The sequence below is a fragment of the Rhodopirellula maiorica SM1 genome (assembly GCF_000346295.1).
Taxonomy (GTDB): domain Bacteria; phylum Planctomycetota; class Planctomycetia; order Pirellulales; family Pirellulaceae; genus Novipirellula; species Novipirellula maiorica.
This window is the reverse complement of the sequence record NZ_ANOG01000275.1, coordinates 1-22,837: the sequence shown is the minus strand read 5'-3', so window position 1 is coordinate 22,837 and position 22,837 is coordinate 1. Positions and strand designations below refer to the sequence as shown.

The 22,837-nt window shown below is 54.4% G+C and carries 14 protein-coding genes and 1 pseudogene; 9 read left to right on the top strand and 6 right to left on the bottom strand.

What is annotated here, in order from left to right; translation table 11 throughout:
- Positions 1–26: 26 nt before the first annotated feature.
- The 3 genes from RMSM_RS08905 to dnaK form a co-directional block, all read right to left on the bottom strand.
- A complete protein-coding gene (locus RMSM_RS08905; protein ID WP_008694386.1) occupies positions 27–464 on the bottom strand; it encodes a hypothetical protein in 438 nt (145 codons plus the stop codon).
- Between the two features lie 468 nt (positions 465–932).
- The gene (clpB, locus tag RMSM_RS08900; protein WP_008694384.1) at positions 933–3,578 is read right to left on the bottom strand and encodes an ATP-dependent chaperone ClpB; all 2,646 of its coding nucleotides are present in this window, start codon (positions 3,576–3,578) and stop codon (positions 933–935) included.
- Between the two features lie 435 nt (positions 3,579–4,013).
- Positions 4,014–5,963: a molecular chaperone DnaK gene (gene dnaK / locus RMSM_RS08895; protein WP_008694382.1), complete on the bottom strand. Its 1,950-nt coding sequence runs from the start codon at positions 5,961–5,963 to the stop codon at positions 4,014–4,016.
- A gap of 383 nt (positions 5,964–6,346) precedes the next feature.
- Here dnaK and pheA point away from each other — a divergent pair, with 383 nt between their 5' ends.
- Positions 6,347–7,489: a prephenate dehydratase gene (gene pheA / locus RMSM_RS08890; protein ID WP_008694378.1), complete on the top strand. Its 1,143-nt coding sequence runs from the start codon at positions 6,347–6,349 to the stop codon at positions 7,487–7,489.
- Between the two features lie 108 nt (positions 7,490–7,597).
- Positions 7,598–8,413, top strand: a complete 816-nt coding sequence (locus RMSM_RS08885) for a TrmH family RNA methyltransferase (protein ID WP_008694375.1) — start codon at positions 7,598–7,600, stop codon at positions 8,411–8,413.
- An 85-nt stretch (positions 8,414–8,498) separates the two neighbouring features.
- Here the strand turns inward: RMSM_RS08885 and RMSM_RS08880 are convergent, their stop codons facing one another.
- The 3 genes from RMSM_RS08880 to RMSM_RS36610 form a co-directional block, all read right to left on the bottom strand.
- Entirely contained in the window at positions 8,499–9,398 is a 900-nt protein-coding gene (locus RMSM_RS08880) for a CvfB family protein (RefSeq protein ID WP_008694373.1), read from the bottom strand.
- Between the two features lie 667 nt (positions 9,399–10,065).
- A complete protein-coding gene (locus RMSM_RS08875) occupies positions 10,066–11,526 on the bottom strand; it encodes a DUF1501 domain-containing protein (RefSeq protein WP_008694372.1) in 1,461 nt (486 codons plus the stop codon).
- A gap of 45 nt (positions 11,527–11,571) precedes the next feature.
- Positions 11,572–14,703, bottom strand: coding sequence for a DUF1553 domain-containing protein (locus RMSM_RS36610; protein WP_008694370.1), 3,132 nt, complete (start codon positions 14,701–14,703; stop codon positions 11,572–11,574).
- Positions 14,704–15,104: 401 nt separating this feature from the next.
- Between RMSM_RS36610 and RMSM_RS08860 the strand changes: the two genes are divergently transcribed.
- The 7 genes and pseudogenes from RMSM_RS08860 to RMSM_RS08830 form a co-directional block, all read left to right on the top strand.
- Complete coding sequence (locus RMSM_RS08860; RefSeq protein ID WP_008694369.1) at positions 15,105–15,425, top strand: hypothetical protein; 321 nt, start codon at positions 15,105–15,107, stop codon at positions 15,423–15,425.
- A gap of 397 nt (positions 15,426–15,822) precedes the next feature.
- On the top strand, positions 15,823–18,573 hold the full coding sequence (locus tag RMSM_RS42455; RefSeq protein ID WP_008694365.1) for a cation-transporting P-type ATPase: 2,751 nt from the start codon (positions 15,823–15,825) through the stop codon (positions 18,571–18,573).
- 194 nt (positions 18,574–18,767) lie between these two features.
- The gene (locus tag RMSM_RS08850; protein WP_008694364.1) at positions 18,768–19,262 is read left to right on the top strand and encodes a MarR family winged helix-turn-helix transcriptional regulator; all 495 of its coding nucleotides are present in this window, start codon (positions 18,768–18,770) and stop codon (positions 19,260–19,262) included.
- A gap of 890 nt (positions 19,263–20,152) precedes the next feature.
- Positions 20,153–20,929, top strand: coding sequence for a GumC domain-containing protein (locus RMSM_RS08845; protein WP_160168263.1), 777 nt, complete (start codon positions 20,153–20,155; stop codon positions 20,927–20,929).
- Between the two features lie 272 nt (positions 20,930–21,201).
- Complete coding sequence (locus RMSM_RS08840; RefSeq protein ID WP_008694357.1) at positions 21,202–21,852, top strand: peroxiredoxin-like family protein; 651 nt, start codon at positions 21,202–21,204, stop codon at positions 21,850–21,852.
- 185 nt (positions 21,853–22,037) lie between these two features.
- Positions 22,038–22,244, top strand: coding sequence for a hypothetical protein (locus RMSM_RS08835; protein ID WP_008694356.1), 207 nt, complete (start codon positions 22,038–22,040; stop codon positions 22,242–22,244).
- Between the two features lie 175 nt (positions 22,245–22,419).
- A pseudogene (locus RMSM_RS08830) lies at positions 22,420–22,837 on the top strand (hypothetical protein); the annotation flags it as partial.

Sequence of the window (22,837 nt, the reverse complement as noted above, 5' to 3'; positions counted from 1 at the left end):
AACCCGCGAGAAAAGTAGCGAAAGATTTAACGCAGAACGGCAAACGTCGACACGCGATTGATTCGCACATGTTCCGCATCATGAGGCAAGATCGACGCAGCAACCGACGATTGAGTGGCGTCAAACCCATCTCCGTTAAAGGTGATCGCGTAGGAGCCAAACAATGGCGCCGCGCCAACGCGATTCAGCTGCAATTCCCAGCCTGAAAACCCGCCGTCGACTTTCGACAGTTTGATCTTGCCCACCGCAAAATAGGCAGGCGAAGGAATCGATAGATCAAGATCGGCAAGCTGGGTCGCGTATTGGCCCGTTTGCACAAAATGAAGACGCTGCGAAAAATGAATATCCTCGAGATAGTCGAATGCATTGGCGACTCGAGATCGCTCGACGAATCGTGTATGCACCGCAAAGCCAACCGCGCCCACCACCAAGGCGAGGGTTAACAACAGAATCACATCGACCATCGCTAGACCTCGGTGAGATCGCGATCGACACAAACCAGCACGCTTTGAATGAGAATTCATTGACTATCATCAGCAGAGTGAGAGACGCTGATGAAGGGATAGCTCAGAACCCAAAGGGTGTCGCAGACGATTCGCCGTTTCGCCGCGAACGAGTTCAAGTATTAGCGAATCACTAGGGTTTGTACGAACCACGCGGGTTAAAGCTGCTGGTCGTATTATGCGGAAAAGAGCGGAGGCATCGAATGCGGTTCGCCCCCAAACAATCACCATAGACGGCATGGGCCGCTCGACGCGGTCCATGCCAGTGAAAATTTGCAGTGGGCTCGTTCTCAGATCTCCTGCCCGTTGATGCACTGCTCTTCAGGCGGCGGCCTCTATCTGAAAAGCGGTCTCTCGCTTCGCGAGAGCGGCTGTTTCTCACCACTTTCGCGGAGCGAAAGGCCACTGTGTGCCGTTTTCAGTCAGAGCCTAGCTTCCCGAGAACACGTACTCGTCGTCTTGGAAATCGACGCGCACCGTGGTGCCTTCGGGATACGAACTCTTCAACAGTGCACTGGCCAATCGATTCTGAACTTCGTTCTGAATCACACGCTTCAGCGGCCGCGCCCCGTACACAGGATCATATCCCGTGGATGCGATTTCATCGATCGCATCCTCCGTCACATCCAATCGCAAACCATTTTGCTCGAGCCGATGGCCGAGTGCCCGCAATTGCAACTTGACAATCTGGCGAATCTCTTTTCGATCAAGTGGTTTGAAGATAACGATGTCATCGATACGATTTAAGAATTCAGGCAAAAAGCGTGCTCGCAGCGATTCCTGGACCGCTTCCTGCATCTCTTGCTCGTCGCATCCCTGCTCGGTGACCTTTTGAATCACTTGGCTGCCCGCGTTGCTAGTCATCACAATGACCGAGTTCGAAAAGTCCACCGTGCGTCCGTGACCATCCGTCAATCGACCATCGTCAAGCACTTGCAACAGGATGTTGAACACATCGGGGTGAGCCTTCTCCATTTCGTCAAGCAAAACGACACCGTAGGGACGTCGCCGAACCGCTTCGGTCAACTTGCCTCCTTCTTCGTAACCAACGTATCCCGGAGGAGCACCGATCAAACGAGCGACGCTGTGCCGCTCCATAAACTCGCTCATATCGATCCGCACCATCGCTTGTTCGTCATCGAACATCACTTCGGCGAGTGCTTTGCACAATTCGGTTTTGCCCACACCGGTGGGGCCAAGGAACAGGAATGAACCGATCGGACGATTCGGATCCTGCAATCCACTACGACTACGTCGCACCGCATCGGACACCGATTTCACCGCTTCGTCCTGACCGATCACACGTTGATGAAGCCGTTCTTCCATGACCAACAATTTAGCACGCTCGGTTTCGAGCATCCGGCTCAGCGGGACTCCGGTCCATGCGCTAACCACTTCGGCAATCTCATCCTCGGTCACATCATGACGCAGCAGTCGACGCTTATCCTCGTGGCTCTCGACGTCCTCTTTCGGAGCCGCATCGCGTTGTTCGGCGTCATCGAGTTTGGACTGCAATTCGGTCAAACGGGCGCGGACTTCGAGCATCTCTCGATACACGTCCTCGGGGCTTTCCCCCCGCAATTGCTTTTGTTTGGCTTCCGAATCAAGCGTCGTGAATCGATGCTCGAGCCGCTCGGCTTCCTGACGAACCGATTGGACGTCATCAAGCCCCATTTTTTCCGCATCCCACTGTTCACGCAGACTCGCCAATTCATGGTTCAGCGATTCCATCTCGCTTTCCACCTCTTCGCGTTTTTCCACTGCGGACTCTTCGGTTTCATCGACGAGTTGCCGATGGGCAAGTTCAAGCTGTCGCAAACGTCGTTGCAGTCGATCGATAGGCTCGGGCACACTTTCTTTTTCCATCGCCAAGCGACTGGCCGCTTCGTCGACCAAGTCGATTGCTTTGTCCGGCAAAAAACGGTCCGCGATGTAGCGATTTGAAAGATTTGCAGCGGCCACGAGCGCGCTGTCGGTGATACGGACGCCATGGTGCGATTCGTAACGAGATTTCAGCCCTCGCAAAATTGCGATCGTGTCGTCGACCGTGGGTTCGCCAACGTAGACCGGTTGGAAACGACGCTCCAGAGCCGCATCCTTTTCAATGTTCTGCCGATACTCGTCAAGCGTCGTCGCTCCGATGCATCGAAGCACACCGCGGGCGAGTTCGGGTTTAAGCAGATTCGCTGCGTCGGGCGATCCTTCGGCTTTTCCCGCACCGACGACCAGATGCAATTCATCAATAAACAGAATCACTTGGCCGTTGGCATCTTTGACCTCGCGAAGCACCGCTTTGAGCCGTTCTTCGAAGTCACCTCGAAATTTGGCTCCAGCCACGATCGCTCCCATGTCGAGCGAAATGACACGTTTGTCTTTCAGACTTTGTGGAACATCGCCTTCGAAGATCCGCAGCGCCAAACCCTCAGCAATCGCGGTTTTACCAACCCCAGGTTGGCCGATCAGGACAGGGTTGTTCTTGGTTCGCCGCGACAAAACTTGAATGACACGGCGAATTTCGTTGTCACGTCCGATCACGGGATCAAGCGTCCCTTTGGCCGCCAATTGCGTTAGATCGATACCGTACTTTTCCAAAGCCTGGTATGTGTCTTCGGCGTTTTGATCGGTTACACGTGCCGATCCGCGCACTTCGCTCATTGCTTTGAGCACGTCGGCATCATCAACGCCCATCAGCTTCAACAGGTTGTTCGCTTTGCTCTCGACTTTCGAGATCCCTAGCAACAGATGTTCGGTGCTGACGTATTCATCTTTGAGTTGAGCCGCTACATCGGCCGCGGCATCGAATGTTCGTTGCAGCGTGGGAGAAATCCCAGGTTGCCGGCCACCGGAAACCGAAGGCACTTTGCTAAGTTCACTTTCGACCAGATCCTTTAGCTTACCCGCGTCTGCATTCATCTTTTTCAGCATCGGTCGCGTGATGCCATCACTCTCGTCGAGCATGGCCGCCAGCAGATGTAGCGGCAAGATCTCGGGATTCCCAGAGGACGCGGCTTGCGCCTGAGCCTCTGCTACAAGCGATTGGGCCTTCGTGGTGAGCTTATCAAATCGAAACGCCATGACAGAAAACTCCTCTACTGAGAAAGCAGCACCACATCTTGATCCAGCGTGGATCGCAGGTTGTGGTCGGGGGAAGATCCCAACACGCATCCCCCCGGAATGAAAGCGTGCTAAGCAACGAGTGGTTCATCACTGCCGTAGCTGATTTCGTCGAGCGTCGAGGCTCAATGCCAGAGCTACTTTGCCAAGCGGGTGTGTTTTAAAAGCGATGCGGCACGAGGGCCGCACGGTCGGGTTGGATCGTATTACTCGCTGCTGACTCGCTGTAACCGGGCGACGCTCGCCGCGCGGTTACGAAAGTAGATGCCATGCCGCCACCGCCCGAACAAAATCATCGGCTGGCTTTGTTTTGGCTGACATAGCGGGTGAGCCCTGCGAAAGGATTCACCCGCTAATCTTATCATTCATTCGCTGAGTCAAACTCAGCGAACTCAATTAGTCTTTGACTTCGAAATCGGCATCGATTGCGTCGTCATCTTCGCTAGACGCAGCCGCGGCTCCGGATGCAGCCGCAGCACCGGCGTCACCGCCGCCGGCCGCAGGTCCCGCAGCTTCGGTCTTTTCATACAACACTTTGCTGAACGCTTGCGAAGCGGCATCCAATTCTTCGGTCGCCTGCTTGATCGCAGCCGTGTCCGAACCTTCGGCAGCCGTTTTGACCTTTTCGATCGCCTTGTTCATCGGTTCGGTATCCGAATCACTCAGCTTGTCCTTGTTCTCGGTCATCAGTTTTTCAAGCTGATAAACCTGTTGGTGAGCCTTGTTCTTCGCTTCGACCAATTCGAATTGACGCTTGTCTTCTTCGGCATTGGTTTCGGCATCCTTCCGCATTTGCTCGATCTCGTCTTCGCCGAGCGCGCCTGCTTCTTTGATTTGTACCGAAGCTTCTTTGCCGGTCTTCAGCTCTTTGGCGGAAACCGCAAGGATACCGTTTTGGTCAATGTCGAATTTGACTTCGATCTGAGGAACACCACGCGGTTGTGGTGGGATCCCTTCGAGATTGAACTCGCCGAGCAAGCGGTTGCTTGCCGCCATCTTGCGTTCGCCTTGGAACACGCGAACGGTAACCGCGGTTTGATTGTCCGCCGCGGTACTGAAGACGTTTTTCTTTTCCACAGGGATCGTGGTGTTACGCTCGACAAGCGCGGTCATCACGCCACCTTCGGTTTCGATACCGAGCGTCAATGGGTTTACGTCCAACAGCAAAACGTCGGTTCGTTCGCCCGCCAAAACGCTACCTTGGATCGCAGCACCAACGGCAACCACTTCATCCGGGTTCACGCCTTGATGAGGCTCTTTGCCGAAGATCTCTTTGACAATTTGACGAACCTTAGGCACACGGGTGCTACCGCCGACCAAAACGATTTCGTCGATGTCACCAGGCTTCATGCCTGCGTCTTCGAGTGCTTGCAGCACAGGCTTCTTACACTGCTCGACCAATGGATCGATCAGCTCTTCGAACTTGCTGCGAGTGATCTTCATCGTCAAGTGCTTAGGACCGGACTGATCCATCGTGATAAACGGCAAATTGATGTCGGTTTCCGGCAGCGTACTGAGCTCTTTCTTGGCCTTTTCGCACGCTTCTTGCAACCGCTGCAGTGCCATTGGATCGTTACGCAAATCGATCGCGTTGTCCTTCTTGAACTGCTCGGCGACGTGATTGATCAACACTTCGTCAAAGTCGTCACCACCGAGGTGGGTGTTCCCGGAGGTACTGACCACTTGAAAGACGCGGCTCTCTTGCTCTTCGTCACCGCTGTCGGCAACTTCGAGAACCGATACGTCAAACGTACCACCGCCAAGGTCAAAGACGATGATCTTTTCGTCTTTCTTCTTATCCAATCCATAGGCCAACGCAGCGGCAGTTGGCTCGTTGATAATCCGAGCCACTTCCAAGCCTGCGATCTGGCCGGCGTCTTTGGTGGCTTGACGTTGTGCGTCGTTAAAGTAGGCCGGAACGGTGATCACGGCCTTGTTGACCTTGTGGCCAAGATACGACTCCGCCGACTCTTTGAGTTTGCGAAGGACTTTGGCCGAGATTTCTTGTGGCGTGTATTCTTTGTCACCGACTTTGATTTTGACGTATTCCGATGCGGCACCGGTCACGCCGTAGGGAACCATCTTTTCTTCGGATTCCACTTCGTTGTGACGGCGGCCCATGAAACGTTTGGCCGAATACACGGTGCGTTTAGGGTTGGTCACCGCTTGGCGACGTGCAGGTTCGCCCACAATGGTGTCTTCTTTGTCCGTAAACGCGACAACACTGGGGGTCAAGCGGTTTCCTTCAGGGTTCGGAATGACCTTCGGTTCGCTGCCTTCCATGACCGCAACCACGCTGTTCGTGGTTCCGAGGTCGATTCCGATAATCTTTTCGCCTTGAGCCATTACTAAATTCTCCTGTCTCTCGATTCGTTCGTTTGCCGCGTCAACCGGTTAGGTTTAGGTGACAAGTTTCAATTGGATAGGTTGGGTCATTGCCCCACTGGACTGGTTGTCGATTCGTCAGCTTGAGGCGAGACGAACGGTAGATTGGCAAAGCCTGTGCCGAACTAGCTCCTGACACCCTAGTTTTTTTTCTGGCAGCCAAGAAAAGCCCGGTTTTTCTCGCTAAACTCGTTTTTCCCGTCGACGACATTGACTCGGACCGAGTAATTTCTGGCAGACGCGTCCCGATCGACTCGATCCAGTTTTCGGGGCGGTGTCAAAATGACAGTATTCGATTTGCTTTCAAGCGTTGCCACGCTCCTCCTGCGAAACCCTCACACCCCATGCCAAATTCGAACCAAGATAAGATCGAAACGATTGACCGCGAAATCCTGAGGCTGGTGGACCAGCGTGCTGCGTTGGTGATCCAGGGTGCGAAAGCGGCTGAGCCCGGCGATCAGGCGTCCCACACCGGACCGGTGGCGGCGTCGAGTCATCAAATCGATCGGCTGATCGCCACCATCGGCGATACGGCCCAGGCAGATTCGACCCAGGCAGATTCGACCGAGGTAAACTCAACAGGAGCCGATTCCTCACACGCGATCCCCGCTCAATCCAAACGCGATATTCTGCGTCACATTGCCAGTGTTTGCCGTGCCGCAGTCCAACCGATCCGTGTCGCCTATCTCGGCCCCGAATACAGCTACAGCCACTTGGCGTCGCTGAAGTACTTTGGCCAAGGTGCCGACTTTGCCCCGCTGAATTCGATCCCCGCTGTTTTTGAAGCGGTCAAGCGGGGCGATCTGGCGACCGGAGTGGTCCCGATCGAAAACAGTACCGATGGCGGGATCGTCGATACGCTCGGCATGTTCGTTCGATTGCAAATGCAAATTTGTGGCGAGGTCGTGCTACCGATCCATCACAATCTGCTGTCCGCGTCGCCGCGAGAAACGATCACTGAGATCCACAGCAAACCGCAAGCCTTGTCGCAGTGCCGAGGCTACCTGGCGACTCACTTCCCGGGCGCTCGATTGGTGCAAACCACCAGCACAACCGCCGCCGCTCAATTGGCCGCAGAGCAGCCGGGTGTCGCTGCCGTCGCCAGTCTTGAAGCCGGACGGCAATACGACTTGGAAGTACTCGGTGCCAGCATCGAAGACAACCCTAACAACGTCACCCGCTTTGCCGTGCTCGGTAAAGACCGACCGCAACGCACCGGTGACGACAAAACATCGCTGCTGTTTCAAATCAACCATCACCCCGGATCGCTTGCCGATGTGATGATGATCTTCAAAACAAACCAGCTAAACATGACTTGGATCGAATCGTTTCCTTGTCCGGAAACTCGCAACGAGTACTTGTTCTTTGTCGAGTTGACGGGCCACCGCGACGATGAATCGGTAGCCGATGCAATCGCAACCCTGGCCAAACAAGCCAAGCGAATCGATGTGCTAGGTTCCTACCCCAAAGCAAAAGATGTGGACTAGGCTTCCAGCAATTTGGAATTGGCTTCCAGCCTGCCATCGGTCACCTGTCGTCCATCATTTGTCTGCATTCTCGCATCCCAAGCATCGCCCCCAAATTTCCCCTCATCGATGAACCAATCCCGAGTGATCCAGGCGACCGGAATCGACGATCCTCGGATTGCCGTTTATCGCGACTTGCGTCATCGTGAGTTATCAAAGGACGGCAGCCACTTTGTTGTTGAAGGCAATTGGGTGGTCCGCCGTCTAATCGAAAGCGACTACAAAATCGAGTCGATTTTGGTGCAGCAGCACCGCAGTGAGGAATACGCAGAAATTGTCCCCGCGGATGTGCCGATCTATACGCTTTCGGATGACGCCATTTCGCAGTTGATCGGGTTCGAGTTCCACCGCGGCGTCTTGGCGTGCGGCGTTCGCTCGGTGATTCCGACCCTCGACGATTTCATCACACTTCCTAAGATCCCGAAACTCAGCATCGCACTATTGGGTGTTTCGGAACCCGAGAATGTCGGCAGTATTTTTCGCAGTGCTGCCGCCCTTGGCGTCGACCACATCTTCGTCGATCGAAAAACGATCGATCCGTTCCACCGACGGGTGATTCGGGTCAGCATGGCCGCGGTGTTCAAGCATCATTTGTTTCGCTTGGACGATCCGCTGGCGGACTTACAGCGATTGACGGCAGCCACCGCCATTCGCACAATTGCGTCGACGCTGCAACCACCTGCTACACGACTGAGAGACTTTCGCGTCGACGACACACCGATACTGTTGATGATCGGTAATGAGGCTAGTGGAGTCGAATTACCGATTCAACAATTCGCATCGGACCGAGTCACGATTCCAATGCAGCTAGGAACCGACAGTCTGAACGTCGCCGTCGCCACCGCGATCCTGATGCACGCGTTTGCCGATCCCGATAGTGAGTAAACAAACCAGCCGGAATCGGTCGGTTTAACTTGATCCGATGGTTGTGCGTTTGCCACGCCCCTTTACCCACCGTTACACAAGCGGATCAAACCAATCGTATCCCGTCCTTTTCAATCGTAATGAGTCTCTGTTTATACAGCGCACCGATCGTTTTCTTGAATTGTCCTTTGCTCATCCCAAACAGTTCGGAAATTTCAGCGGGAGCAGACTTGTCATGCACGGGCGCAAACCCGTTGTGATCACGCAAGTAACCTTGAATCACCTGACTGTAGCTATCGCGGATTTCCTGACCGCTTTTCAGGCTCAAGTCAATTTTGCCGTCTCCGCGAATATGTTTGATATAGCCTCGAATGCTCTGTCCAAAACTGAGTCGTTGATCCACTTCGCCTTTGTACAGCAACCCCCAATAGCTTTGATCCACGATTGCTTTAAAGCCCAATTCGGTACTGTTTGCGATAATTAAATCGACCGACTGTTGCGGATGAAAATCGTGTTCGTCATCTTCCCGTACGACTTTATCAATCTTTGACGTCGCCGCGATCCGGTCTTGGTTATCGAGATACAAATAGACGATGTAGGACTTACCCACGGCCATCGGCCGATGCTGTTCCGCAAACGGGACCAATACGTCTTTGTCCAATCCCCAATCCAAGAACGCGCCGATCGAAGTATTGTCTTTGACTTCCAGGTACGCGAATTCACCCACCTCTGCTTTCGGCGTTTGAGTCGTCGCGATGGGGCGATCTTCCGAGTCCAGGTACAGAAAGACTACGACCGTATCGCCAACATTCAAGTTGTCCGGAGCATGCTTTGCAGGAAGCAAGATCTCGCCGAGATTGTCGGCATCCAAATAGAACCCGAATTCAGTGTCCTTGACCACTTCTAATTCATACGTGCTGCCGATTTCAATCATGGTCTTGTCGCTGTTCGCGGGTGTTGGATCGAAGTGGTGTGGCGAGTTGATCAAACGAAATACAAATCGCATTGCTGAGCCGTGGGCCGTAAGGGAACGTCCGGCTTAGGCCAGAGGCCGATACATCCTCTGCCGTGGCCGTAAGGCCACGGGATGTAGCGAATGAGCTGCAAAGGCCGGAGGCCGACACAACGACTGAGTAAATGTGTCGGCCTCCGGCCTTGGATTTGCTGCATTCCAAACCGGTGGTTAACACCACCGGCATGAATTGTACCGGCCTCCGGCCTTAAAAAAAGAACGAATGCGAGTTGTTAGAGTCACCCTAAGCCGGACGTTCTCGTAAGGCAGCGGGTAATGCGTGGGACCCGGCCGCTCACGCGCGAGCGGCTCACTAAATCAACAAGCCGGTAGCGTCAAAGCGGCTAATAGACGGAAAAACTCCTGCCTCGCTGCTTAGTTTATCGTCCGCAGCAGTCCTTGACGATCTGGTAACTCGGACTTCGCCCGACCGGGGAACTTCAAAATCCTGGCGGTACTTTCGAGTCAGCATCTTGTTGGCCGATCAAGGACGAAGGAACATGCCGAATCGGCACAATCGGTAGCTTTTTCGAATGAGCCTCGGACCGAATTTGCGTGAGACCATCGTAGAGAACACTTCATGCGACTTCAGCCCGAGGACGAACAGAATCCACGATCCCCAGAGCCGCAAGCGACGACAGAAGATCTCTACAGTGAAACGTTACGCCAATATTTCTTGAATTACGTGTCCGTGCACGTCGGTTAGCCGGCGATCGATGCCGTTTTGATAGTAGGTCAACCGTTCATGATCGATCCCCAGCAGATGCAGCGCCGTGGCATGCAGGTCGTAACAATACGTCGGCGACTGTATTGCTTTGGAGCCGAGTTCATCGGTCGCACCATAGGAAACGCCGCCGCGGATTCCGCCGCCGGCGAGCCAAGCGGTGAAGGCACCCGCGTTATGGTCACGGCCTTTTCCATCTTTGCCTTGCGCGCCCGGTTGCCGTCCAAACTCGGTGGTACAGATCACCAGCGTATCGTCGAGCATCCCGTGTGACTTCAAATCCTTCAGTAGCGCCGCAGCGCCGGCGTCCAGCACGGCTCCCCAATAACCATGGTCGCGGACGACGTCTTCGTGGCTGTCCCAATTGGGCCGAATTTTCTTGGCCGTCGTGTTTTCGGCGCCGCAATAGATTTGGACAAACCGCACTCCCCGCTGCGTCAAGCAGCGGGCGAGTAGACATTGCCGACCAAACGGACCGTGATCGGGATGATCAAGCTCATACAAACGCCTCGTCGATTCGCTCTCGGATTGAATGTCGGTCACTTCAGGTGCACTCAGCTGCAATCGTGCGGCCATCTCGTAGGCTTTGATCCGCGCGTCCAATTCGCTGTTGCCGCCGCGAGTCTCGCGATGCAGTCGATTCAGCTTTTGCAAAAAGTCCAAACCAGCTCGCTGCGAAGACACGTCCCGCGCCGCAAACTCCGACGGCGGAAACAAATCTGCGATCGGTTGTTTCGGATTCGATGTGTCCAGCGTCGTCGCCTGATGAACGGCAGGCAAGAAGCCGGCTCCCCAATTGATAATTCCACCAGGCGGCAAACCTCGCGGATCGGGCAACACGACAAAGGCAGGCAGATCCTCGGCTTCGCTGCCAAGTCCATAGGTCACCCATGATCCCATGCTTGGAAAACCGGGAAGCGTGAACCCCGTATTCATCATAAAGCAGGCCGGGCCATGTAGCGCCGTTTTGCTTTGCATTGAATGAATGAAGGCAATGTCATCGACGCACGTCGCCAATTTGGGCAACAAATCGCTGACCCACATCCCCGATTCGCCATGTTGACGAAATCTCCAATGACTCGGCTGGCAATTCCCTGGCTTCGAAGCAAAGAACTGTAACTTGCCGTCAGGGTCAAACGGTTGGCCTGCTCGCTTTACCAGCTCAGGCTTGTGGTCAAACGTATCAAGGTGACTCATTCCGCCGGGACAAAAGATCTGGATCACACGCCGCGCCTTGGGCGCATGATGCATTGCCGCACCGGTTTCGTCCGCCAGCATCGCGGTCAACGCAAGGCCCCCCAAACCTCCTGCGGCGTTTTTCAAGAACGCGCGGCGTGACGAGGGTGGTGTCCCCCAATTCGCATTATCGGCGTGGGTCGGGCGAATGTCTTGGTCCATGGCAAGGCTCGTTGGCTATCGATTTCGGTAAGATTGCAGGATCGCTCAATCCACATAAACAAATTCATTCGCATTCAGTAGCATTCGACATAGCGAGAAGAGCGTCTGATCCCTGACAAATTGTTTTGCCAATTCGGCTTCCTGTGCCGAAGGTTTTCTGGCAAATGCCAGTTCAAAGCCGCGCTCAACTTGCCGCCGCGGATCATCACCGACCTGCTTCTGAATTCGCTCGGCAAAATAGCGAGCCTGTCTGAGCATAAAATCATTGTTCAAAAGTGCGAGCGATTGCAGCGGCGTGGTCGTCGTGCTTCGTTTGGGTGTCATGTTCGCCGGATCGGGACAATCCAGTGTGCTCAAAAAACGGTTGGGTGTGGTGCGAACGATAAAGCGATAGATACTACGTCGCCAAAGCTCGGGTCGATCGGCGGTCTTGTGGGTGTAGATCGGAGCGTACGCTTCTCGATACTCAAAATCTTCGAACCCAGGACCGCCACGTTCGAAATTCAATTTGCCACTGACACACAGAACCGCATCACGAATGGCCTCGGCTTCGATGCGACGCGGATTCTGATGCCACAAAAGCCGATTCTCCGCATCCAATTTCGCACCATCCATGTCGCCGGAATCCTTCGATTGTTGCTTGTAGGTCTGACTGTTTAGAATCAGCCGATGCATTGCCTTGAGAGATCCATTCCGCTTGGATAACTCGGTTGCCAACCAATCGAGCAACTCGGGATGTGAGGGTTGTCCGCCACCAAAGCCAAAGTCACTCGCCGTGTCAACGATGCCTTGACCAAAATGCCATTGCCACAAGCGATTGACAATCACGCGGGGCGTTAACGGATTGTCGGGATGAGTGATCCAGTTTGCCAGTGCGACACGCCGCTGCCCGGCATCGGAATCAGACGATGCCAGGTTGGGCTGCAGCATGGTCAAACATCCGAGTGCAGCTGGGGCAAGGGGTTCCCCACGGGGCGATTCCGGATCGCCTCGTGTCAAAACATGAACTTGGGGCATCTCCTTGGACGCCGAAATGCCGTAGAACTTCGCTGGTGGCGGCAGCGCCGCCAACCGTTTGGATACCGAGACACGTTCGCTACGAAGTTCTTCGATACGCTGTTGGTCACTGATGCTGAGAGAATTGGATTCGGTGGCGATCAACCTCGCATCACCAAAACCGACTTGGTCGTGCCCGTAACCGTTACCACCATCGGTGGATACCAACGTCAAAAACCTTGCTTGCCGAGGCAATACGGCATCAATGTTTTTCAAGCCATCGTCGCGCCGGATTCCTCGAAACTCGGCGACCGGGCGACCATCGACGAATACCCAAGCGTCAGCCCGAAAGCTGCCCGATGCACCGAAATAGCCAAGCTTGGCCGTAAACCGAAATTCATGATCGCCGTTCCCTTTGCGAATCGCATCCAAATCAAACGTGATCCCCGCATTGGCGTGGATTCCCAGGACGGAGTGTCCTTGTTTCGTAAAATCGATCCCGCCAAGCTCAGTCGAATGCTGACTCGCGACCGGGCCATTGCGAATCAAGTCCCAAGCGGCACTCGAAGTACTGGGTAGCCCCGACACGGTGATCCCGGTTGAACTGACCACGATCGACTCATCGCCATCGCGTCCATCGGGAATGAACACCCCATCGACGTACGGCAATTCGGACGGCGTGAACTGGTTCGTCACCACGGGGCCGAGCGAACCGAGATCGCGCCGGTCGATCGCTCCGGTTCGGACATCGATGCCGTCACGGTATGTTCCCGTGCCATGGCCATTGCCGCCACCAACGAGATCCGCCAAGTCGATGCCCGATCCATCGAGTTCCCCGATTTCGGCATCGATCTCGCCGAGCCGGCGGGTCAACGCGGCTTTGTCGTTTTCGTAAGTTTCGAGTTGCCGTTCGCTAACGATCCGGTCCTCTCGTTGGACTCCGGCAAAAACAGCCTGCAGCTGGTAATACTCTTGCTGTGAAATGGGGTCCAGTTTGTGATCGTGGCAGCGGGCGCAGTTGACGGTCATCGCCATCGTCGCGGTCAGCACCTGGGTCACCATGTCGTCCAGATCGAGTGCCCGAGCCGCGCGACGCAGCTGCTCGCTTTTCGTTTCCGCGTGCCCCACAAAATCCCACGGTCCGGACGCCAAAAAACCGGTCGCAATTACCGCTTGCGGATCGTTTGGCCGCAACACATCGCCGCAGATTTGTTCTTGCAAAAAGCGATCGTACGGTTTGTCATCGTTCAGCGCCGCGATGACGTAATCACGATACCGCCACGCATTGTCGCGCCGCTTGTCACGCTCGAAGCCATGAGTATCCGCGTAATGAGCGATGTCCAGCCAATGTCGTGCATATCGCTCGCCATAGTGAGGTGAATCGAGCAACCGATCCACGAGTTTCGAATATGCCTGTGGGTCCGAATCGCTGACAAACGCTTCGACCGCTTCGGGCGACGGCGGCAATCCATGCAGATTGAAAGTGAGACGACGAATCAGCGTCCGACGATCAGCGATCGGACTCAAGCGAAGACCATGCTCGGCAAGTTTCTCGCGAACGAATTCGTCAATGCTGTTCTTCGACGAAACGTGTTTGCGGATCGGTTGCAGCGACCACCACGTTTCGTCCGCCTGGGATTTTTCATGGATCACAGCGTCCTCGGGCCACTTCGCTCCATCGTCAATCCAATCGCGTATCGTTTGAACATCGCTGTCGGATAGCGGTTCGCTTTGTTGAGGCATTGCGGGCGAATCACCCTCGCCAGCCACGATCAAATCGATCAACGGACTCGCGTCCGACTCGCCAGGAATGATGTAATCGTTATCCAGCAGATCATCGATCGTCGCCAGCGAAACGTCACCTTTATTGATCCCGGGCGAATGACAGCGGACGCAGTGCTGCTGAAAAATCGGCATCACCTGGGTCACAAAATCCACGCCTTCACCGGCATCCGCCATCGCTGGAAAAAGCGAAACCGTCCCTGCGATGGCAAGCCAACCAATAACGCGAGCAAACCGTTTCACCATTTCCAAAACCATCACAACGAGGCCGTCGTTCTGCACGCCGTAATGCTCGTCCAAGATCACAGTGCACTGATCGTCATGATACTGAATGTCGCGGTAATCAATGCCACGGATTTCAAGGTCACAACGTTCAACGTCACTGAAAAATGGAACCATGGTGCAACCGGGTGCTGGTGTGGGAGGGAGGCAAACCAATGCGTCGGGGAAGGCAGGGCGAACGAACCAATGGCGATGATCGTTAGCCCCCTCCACCACGATCACCGATTCGCCCAGCCCCTTAGTCTACACACTTTGCAGCCCTTTATGCGGCACAGCGTTTCCATCGTGTTGACAAGCCACAAACAAGTCGCTGCGTGAGTTTCGGAATCCCGTAGCCTTACGGTGGTTGCTGACCAGAATTAGTACCTGGGGGATCAACAGAAAGCTGGGAGTAAACGTGATGAAAAACGCAATGGGGAACTTCCGATTTGTTGCCTGTCACGCCTGCGACGTACAATAGAGTTAGCGATTCCTCATTCACCACACGATCGCTGCGGCTACGAAAGAGAGAAAATGAGATGTTTCACAAATCCGATTTAGAGCATTTTGGCGAAAAGTTCCCCCAGGACTCGGTCGGCTATGTCCCCGCCAAAGGCGATTGCTGGCGACAAATGCAGTTTGATCACGCCGACATGGACCCGAATGAAGAGGGTATTTCAGCGGATGAAAAGAAGCGTCGCCTGGAATACCTCGACACCGTATGGTGGCCGAAAGTGCTTGAAAAGGTCCATGCCGAACGACAGCGGCTCGAATCCGAGCATGGGGAAACGTTTATCAAGCGTTGGCATCATGTGGTCAATCGATCACCGGAACAGCAGCATGGTTTCGGAAACGGATAGCGAGACATGTTGTCTCACTCGTGCGATTCGCAACCACCCTTCAGTGCTTCCGCATAGCCTTGCGGAAAGATTGCCACCGCCATGGTCTACCGTCAGGTTAACAAATCCAGTGACGAGTTGATTCATGCTTTGCATCATTCCTGATCACCTCAGCCCCGCTCCCGAAATGATCAGAAATTTGCCCATTCCTTGTTTCTTCATTTCGATTTCACTCTTGGATCCATGTCAGCCAAAAGCAGAAACTTGATTCGCGTTTTTACAATTGCCCACAATGTTTGATGCTGTCTCACCGCTGGTCTTTGTGTAGGACTGTAGAATCAGGTGAAGCCCTACGCGGTCACTGAACCTGGAACATGAAAACGCCCCATCGCTGTCCGACAATTCGCAGGAAGGACGTATGGAAACGCTGAATGAACGATTGTGGCACCAAACGACGGCGGAGGATGCCGTTCGATTGCTAGAAAGCAACGCAGATCGCGGACTGGATCGGTTCGAAATCGAAGCACGGCAACAGCACTACGGCGCGAACTCGCTTCCCGCGCGCAGCGGCCCTGGTCCGCTGATCCGCTTTCTGATGCAGTTTCACCAACCGCTGCTATACATCCTTTTGACGGCGGCGGTGATCACGGCGCTTTTGGACGAGTGGGTCGATGCGTCGGTCATCTTCGGCGTCGTCCTGGTTAACGCGATCATTGGTTATTTGCAAGAATCCAAGGCCGCTAAAGCACTCGAGGCGCTGGCCAAGACGACGTTGACCGAAGCACGCGTGGTTCGATCGGGAGAAACGCAAAGCATTGCGTCAACCGAATTGGTCCCCGGTGACGTGGTGCTGTTACAGTCCGGAGAAAAGGTACCTGCAGATTTGCGATTATTGCGATCGCGTGACTTACAAATCGATGAGTCTGCGTTGACGGGCGAGTCGGTGCCGGTTCAAAAGAAGGCGATTGACTTAGCTTCGGAAACGCCGCTGGCCGAACGACGCAACATGGCTTACGCCTCGACACTGGTGACGTACGGCCAAGGCCGCGGGGTGGTGGTAGCGACTGCTGGCAAGACGGAAGTCGGACGTATTTCGGAACTCATTTCGCTGGCGGATGTGCTGGAGACGCCGCTGACGCGAAAAATCGCCAAATTTAGCCGCGTGCTGCTGGTTGTAATCTTGGTGTTAGCCGCAGTCACCTTCGCTGTCGGCGTGTGGCGGGGGCAAGCGAAGTTCGAGATGTTCATGGCGGCCGTGGCGCTGGCGGTAGGTGCAATTCCCGAAGGCTTACCGGCCGCCGTCACCATCACGCTGGCGATCGGTGTCTCACGTATGGCTCGCCGCCGCGCGATCATTCGCAAATTGCCCGCGGTCGAAACGCTCGGCAGCACGACCGTGGTTTGTTCGGACAAAACAGGCACGTTGACCGTGAACCAGATGACCGTGCTGGAGATTTGGGCGGCGGGACAGCGGTTGACGACGTCGGGAAGCGGCTACGAACCCAACGGCAAAATCGAAGTCCGCGGGGATGATCAAACCGAGGCATTAGCCCTAACCGACGTATCGGCCAGCCACGCGGTGCGTCATTGTTTGCAAGCCGGATTGATGTGCAACGACTCGCAATTGGTGTTGACCGAATCGAAGTGGGCCGTTCAAGGCGATCCGACTGAGGGTGCGTTGATCGCCGTGGCGGGCAAGGCGGGATTGGACGGAAAGCAACTCGAGACGCAGTTGCCTCGTTTGGACAGCATTCCGTTTGAATCACAGCATCAATACATGGCAACCTTGCACAGCAATAAATCGGATGACTCGCGACATCTGTACGTCAAAGGGGCCGTGGAAGTCCTGCTTTCGAAGTGCCAATCGGCAATGACGCCATCGGGAGAAAACTGTCCTTTGGACGTCGCGATGGTACAGCGTCAAGTCGAAGCGATGGCAGCAGAGGGACTTCGAGTTTTGGCGTTTGCAGGCAAATCACTGCCCGCGGAAACCAGCGATATCAGCCACGCGGATGTCGGCGATCTTGTTTTCTATGGACTGCAAGGCATGATCGATCCGCCACGGGACGAAGCAGTGGCGGCAATCAAAGCGTGCCAAACCGCAGGCATCCGTGTCAAAATGATCACTGGGGATCACGCCAAAACGGCGCAGGCGATTGCAGAACAACTCGGGCTCGATGGGATGCAGAAGAGCAGTGAAGAGGCCCCCATCGTCAAGACCGCGCAGGATCTCGCCGAGTCAAGCGACCAACAACTGATCGACATTGCGGATCAGGTGGCCGTGTTCGCGCGAGCGACGCCGGAATTGAAACTGCGACTCGTTCGCGCATTGCAAGCCAAAGGCCATATCGTTGCCATGACCGGTGATGGCGTCAACGATGCACCGGCACTGAAACAAGCCGATATCGGCGTTGCCATGGGGATCGCTGGGACCGAAGTCGCCAAAGAAGCTGCCGACATGGTGCTGACCGACGACAATTTTGCCTCGATCAAAGCTGCGGTCGAAGAAGGCCGCGGCGTGTTCGACAATCTAACCAAATTCATCGTTTGGACGCTGCCCACAAATATGGGTGAGGGGCTCGTCATATTGGCGGCCATTTTTGTGGGCGTGGCATTACCGATTCTGCCGGTTCAAATCCTATGGATCAACATGACCACCGCGGTCTTATTAGGACTGATGCTGGCGTTTGAGCCCAAAGAAGCCGACATCATGACACGCGTTCCGCGAGACCCGCAGGCTCCCATTTTGACCGGGGAATTGATTGGACGAATCATCCTCGTCGCGTTGGTCATGTTGATAGGCGCCTTTGGATCGTTCGAATGGGCGATCGGACAAGGTTATAGCGAGATCGTCGCTCGAACGATTTCAGTGAACGTGTTTGTGATGGTCGAGGTCTTCTACTTGTTCAATTGTCGTTCGCTAACAAAATCGATGTTCGAACTTGGTGTCTTCACCAACCGCTGGATTGGATTTGGCGCTGCCGCAATGTTGATACTGCAGATCGCGTTTACCTACGTGCCAATCATGAATCACATTTTCCACAGCGCCCCCATTGGCTGGGATGCGTGGTGGCGAATCCTATTGACCGGATTGGCGACGTACATGATCGTCGGGCTGGAAAAATGGGTGCGGCGGAAACTTCGCAGTCGCACGCCTACTGGTGCTTGATTCGCTTAACGCCGGCCGCTTGCAACTAACGACGAATCGGTTCCAACAGCGCTACAATCGCATGGTGGTTCTAATAGAGAACCTCGAATGAACGCGGTGTATTGACGCATCAGCGTACGCCACCTACTTGTCCTCTCATTAGATTAGCGCTAAACTAATTTTGTACGCAGGCGAGTCTCTTTTCATAGGCGGAAGTGTTGGCGAGCGAGGGTCAGAAACGTTCACCCGAAAAATGGCGTGAATTGGGCACCATCCAAGAAACGGTTGTGGTCGATTTGCGGCGGACCGATGATCAGTTCCAGTATCATTTTGGTCGACTGTTTCGAGAATACGATCTGACCGAACCGCAATACAACGTGCTGCGGATCCTTCGCGCCGCCGGTAAACCGCTGCCTTCACTCGAAGTCGCCGCTCGCTTGATTGCCATCACGCCTGCGATTACGAATCTGCTCGACAAACTTCAGAAAAAGAAACTGATCGCACGTAAACGGTGTACTCAAGATCGGCGAGTCTGGTTTATCTCGCTGACGGCCAGCGGTAGCAAACTGCTGACAAAAATGGACAAACCCGTTGCGGCGCTCCACCAAAGCGTCTGCGAAGGAATGACCGAAGCCGAGTGCAAGCGACTGATCAAATTGCTGGCCAAAGCACGTTCGTCACCGGTGATTGCCGAACAGAAACACGCTTAGCCGTTCTTTTAGATTGAGCCCCTCGCTTTTTCGGTAAATCATCGGAATCAAAGCTGGTTGTCTCAGAGCTTTTGGACGCATTTCGCGTATTCGCACAATCGGTCCTGCGCCAACGATTGGCACGTTTCTCAAGCAGGTTCAACAGTAGAACGAAGGTGGGAATGCCGCAATTTGCCGCCTCAAAATGCTTTATCGCGTTGGATCGTAGAGCTTTCTGAAATCGTTGACGAAGCCGGCATGGCCGGGCTTTGAAATGAGGCGAAAAGCGTTCCTCCGCTAAACCCTGTAGCATCCTGCAGAACGACCGACTACCATCTGGGGGGTCAGCAACTGGCAATTCAGAGATGACGGCGTTTTCTTTCAAAGAAATTAAATGGTCGCGATGTGTCCTGATTTGATTTTGGTTCGCCGTATTGGCCAGCGGAACAAAGAGTTGCTCTCCGTAGAACGAAAATCCTACTCACATCCTTTTGGGACCAGGTTTGCTAATGTCCGAGACAATTGATTCAAAAAAACGAATAACAGCACCATCGCGTCCCACCCCTTGGAACCCTTTGCGATCGCTTCGCCGTTGCCTTCGGTGGTCCGTGCCAGCGGGCATCGTGTTAGCAAGCATCGTGGCCTTTGCGACGCTGCGATTGTTTGAGCCTCATTATGCTGGGACATCCTTATTGGAGGCCAACAACCAAACATTTCCTCGTCTTGGCGTAGCACCAACGATTCAAGACTTGGCTAAATCAGAAAAGGACATCTTGTTTAGCCCTATGGTGCTCGAACCTGTTCTCGCTAATCCGAAACTGCGAACGGCGCCCAGTCTTTCGAACCCAAACTATACCGAGATAAATCTCCTTAAAAACTTATCGGTCACTGAGGCTGGAACAAAGTCGCGAATGAAGGTGTGCTACGAGGATACGGATCCCGAAGCTGCAGCGATGGTGTGCAATGCAGTCGTTGATTCTTACCTGAGGCAGCGAAACGTCTTTGATCATCAACACACTATCAATATGGAACGCAAGCTTGAACCCGAGATTCAGCGTTGGGAGCATGAGGTTGAACGAAGGCAGATGATGGTCCATAAGCTAAGCAAAGATTTGTCAGGTTTTGCGATGAGCAATCCGGCAACTGCCGGCGTAGCCGAATCTAACCTACTGTTTCTTTCACAGCTCCGTACCCAGATCTCGGATGTGCAAACACGGATTGCGGTACTCGATGCACAAGCCGCACTCGACGAGCCTATTGCAGAATCGCAATCGGACCAGGATCAATCCCAACTCGACGCTGAACTTGCGAACTCGGCAAAGAAAATGAAACGAAAGCGAGCCCTTCTGGCAATCGAACTCGAAGTCCTTAATAAAAAGTATGACGAGGAACGATCGCAACTAGAGCGATTAGAAGATTCCAGTGCACAGTTGCTATTTGCCAAAGACGAACTCGAAATCGCCACAGATGTGCTGGGCAAGCTGAGATCGAGGCTCGCAGCGATTCGCTCGGAGAGTAGACGAGTCGAAACAGTGCAGCTATTGGCTGCCGCGACACCGCCACGCCAGCCGCTCCATTCGCTACCGCTAAAACGAGCCGCTGCATTTTCAGGCGTAGCATTTGCTTCGCCGCTGATGCTTGGATTTCTGCTTGGATTCAGGCGGGATGACAACGACATCCACGACTAAGCAGGTGGCCAGAATCGATTGGGGGAAACCCTATCAGCCGCTTGCGTGATCGCCCCGGCTGAACGTGGGAATCGTGACCAGCGCACCATGGCAACCGTGGCCAGCGCACCATGGAAACCGTGGGCGGAACCGATTTCCTTTGTCGTCGTTTTGCGAATTATTGAATCGGCACGTGGTTCATAGGGGATGGCGGACGCAGTTCACGTTTGAGCATTCGGCTTTATGGGGCGAGTGACTCGCTGCCGATAACACACACCCGCAGAAGAACCAAGATGACCAGTCTGAAGGAACAAACCGACGCACAGTTTGCGAAAACACGTCAAGCCAAGCCAGAGTTTGCTCAATCGATCGACGAACTTCTCGCAAAAGCTCTTGAGTTTCAAGAAGGAGGCAAGGCGATCGCAGTGGGACAACCGGCACCCGAATTTGCCTTGCCGAATTCGCAGGGTGAAACGGTCGCACTTGCCGATTTGTTGGCCGATGGCCCTGTGGTGGTGATGTTTTACCGAGGAAGCTGGTGTCCCTACTGCAACCTGCAATTGCGGGCGATGCAAGCTCGGATGTCTGAGATCCGTGGCCTCGGGGCGCAGATGGTTGCAATCAGCCCCCAAATGCCCGATGACTCGCTGACACAAACCGAACGTGACGCACTTGAATTCACAGTGCTATCGGACCAAGACGCATCCGTTGCTGCGACGTATGGAGTGGCATGGGAAGTCCCCGCGTTAATTCTCGAGCATATGCGAAACGATCGTGGTCTCGACTTGACGACCATCAACAACGGCAACGGCAGCGTTTTGCCGATACCCGCCACTTTCGTGCTCTCGCGTGAGGGCATCGTGGCTTGGCGGTATGTCAATGTCGACTACCGCACTCGAGCGGAACCCGAGGATGTGATCGCGGCGCTAAAAGCCGTTGCCTAACTCGCGATGACCTGATTCGAGGTGAACGCAAAGAGCGGCGAATCACCATCGCTGCATCTCGCTCGAGTGAAAAAAGGGGAAGAAACCGGCTGGGGGTAAGGTTCCGATTGTGGAACGAAGCTGTGGCACCGTCCAGAATGGAGGGCTCACCGTTCGCCTATACGCCACATCCATGCCTTGTTTGGATGCCCTCCCAATCCCCCAATGATCCTCAACCGTCGTCACTTCCTTGCCCATTCCGCTGCGACCACAATGGGCGTTTCAGCGGGCATGATGATCTCGATGACGAATCCCGCCGTCAACAATTGGTCGCTACGGTGTTAAAGATGGCAAACCATCCTGATGCAGCAAAGAAAAAGGCAGCCCAAGCACGCCAGTTCGTCGAAAAGTGACAACGTGAAACCATGCAGCAACTGAGCACTGAGTTGGGATGACGCAGGTGGACGAAAATCGTTGGCGAGTTTCGCTACGGTTGTGATCTATGGGTGATACGTGTGTATCGCCATAGTGGTTATGATGCATGAACTTGTTTGCCACCGCGACGACTTCCTACCACTGTCGAATCCGATGAAAATAACAGCAACGCTGCTCTCCGCCGCTTTCTTGTGCATTTCCCTGTGCTGCATGTTTCGCAGTGGCAGTGTGCGGGGCGAGGAAACGGCGGCATCGACCAAAACAGCGCGTCGCAGCTCGCCACCACCTCTGCTGGTCCAGTCTCGCTCGGAAAATTCGCAATCACATCTTCACAACCTATTCCAATTGACCGAACGGATTTACTCGGGGGCACAACCCGACGATGAGTCAGCCTTCGCCGAGATCGCCAAATTGGGTGTTCGCACTGTGGTCAGCGTCGACGGGGCTCGGCCGGACGTGGCGGCCGCCAAACGAGCGGGATTACGCTATGTGCATATCCCGATTGGCTACGACGGAGTGGGTCAAGCCGCGAGTGAATCGATCGTCAATCTCATCAAAAATGCGGAGGGTC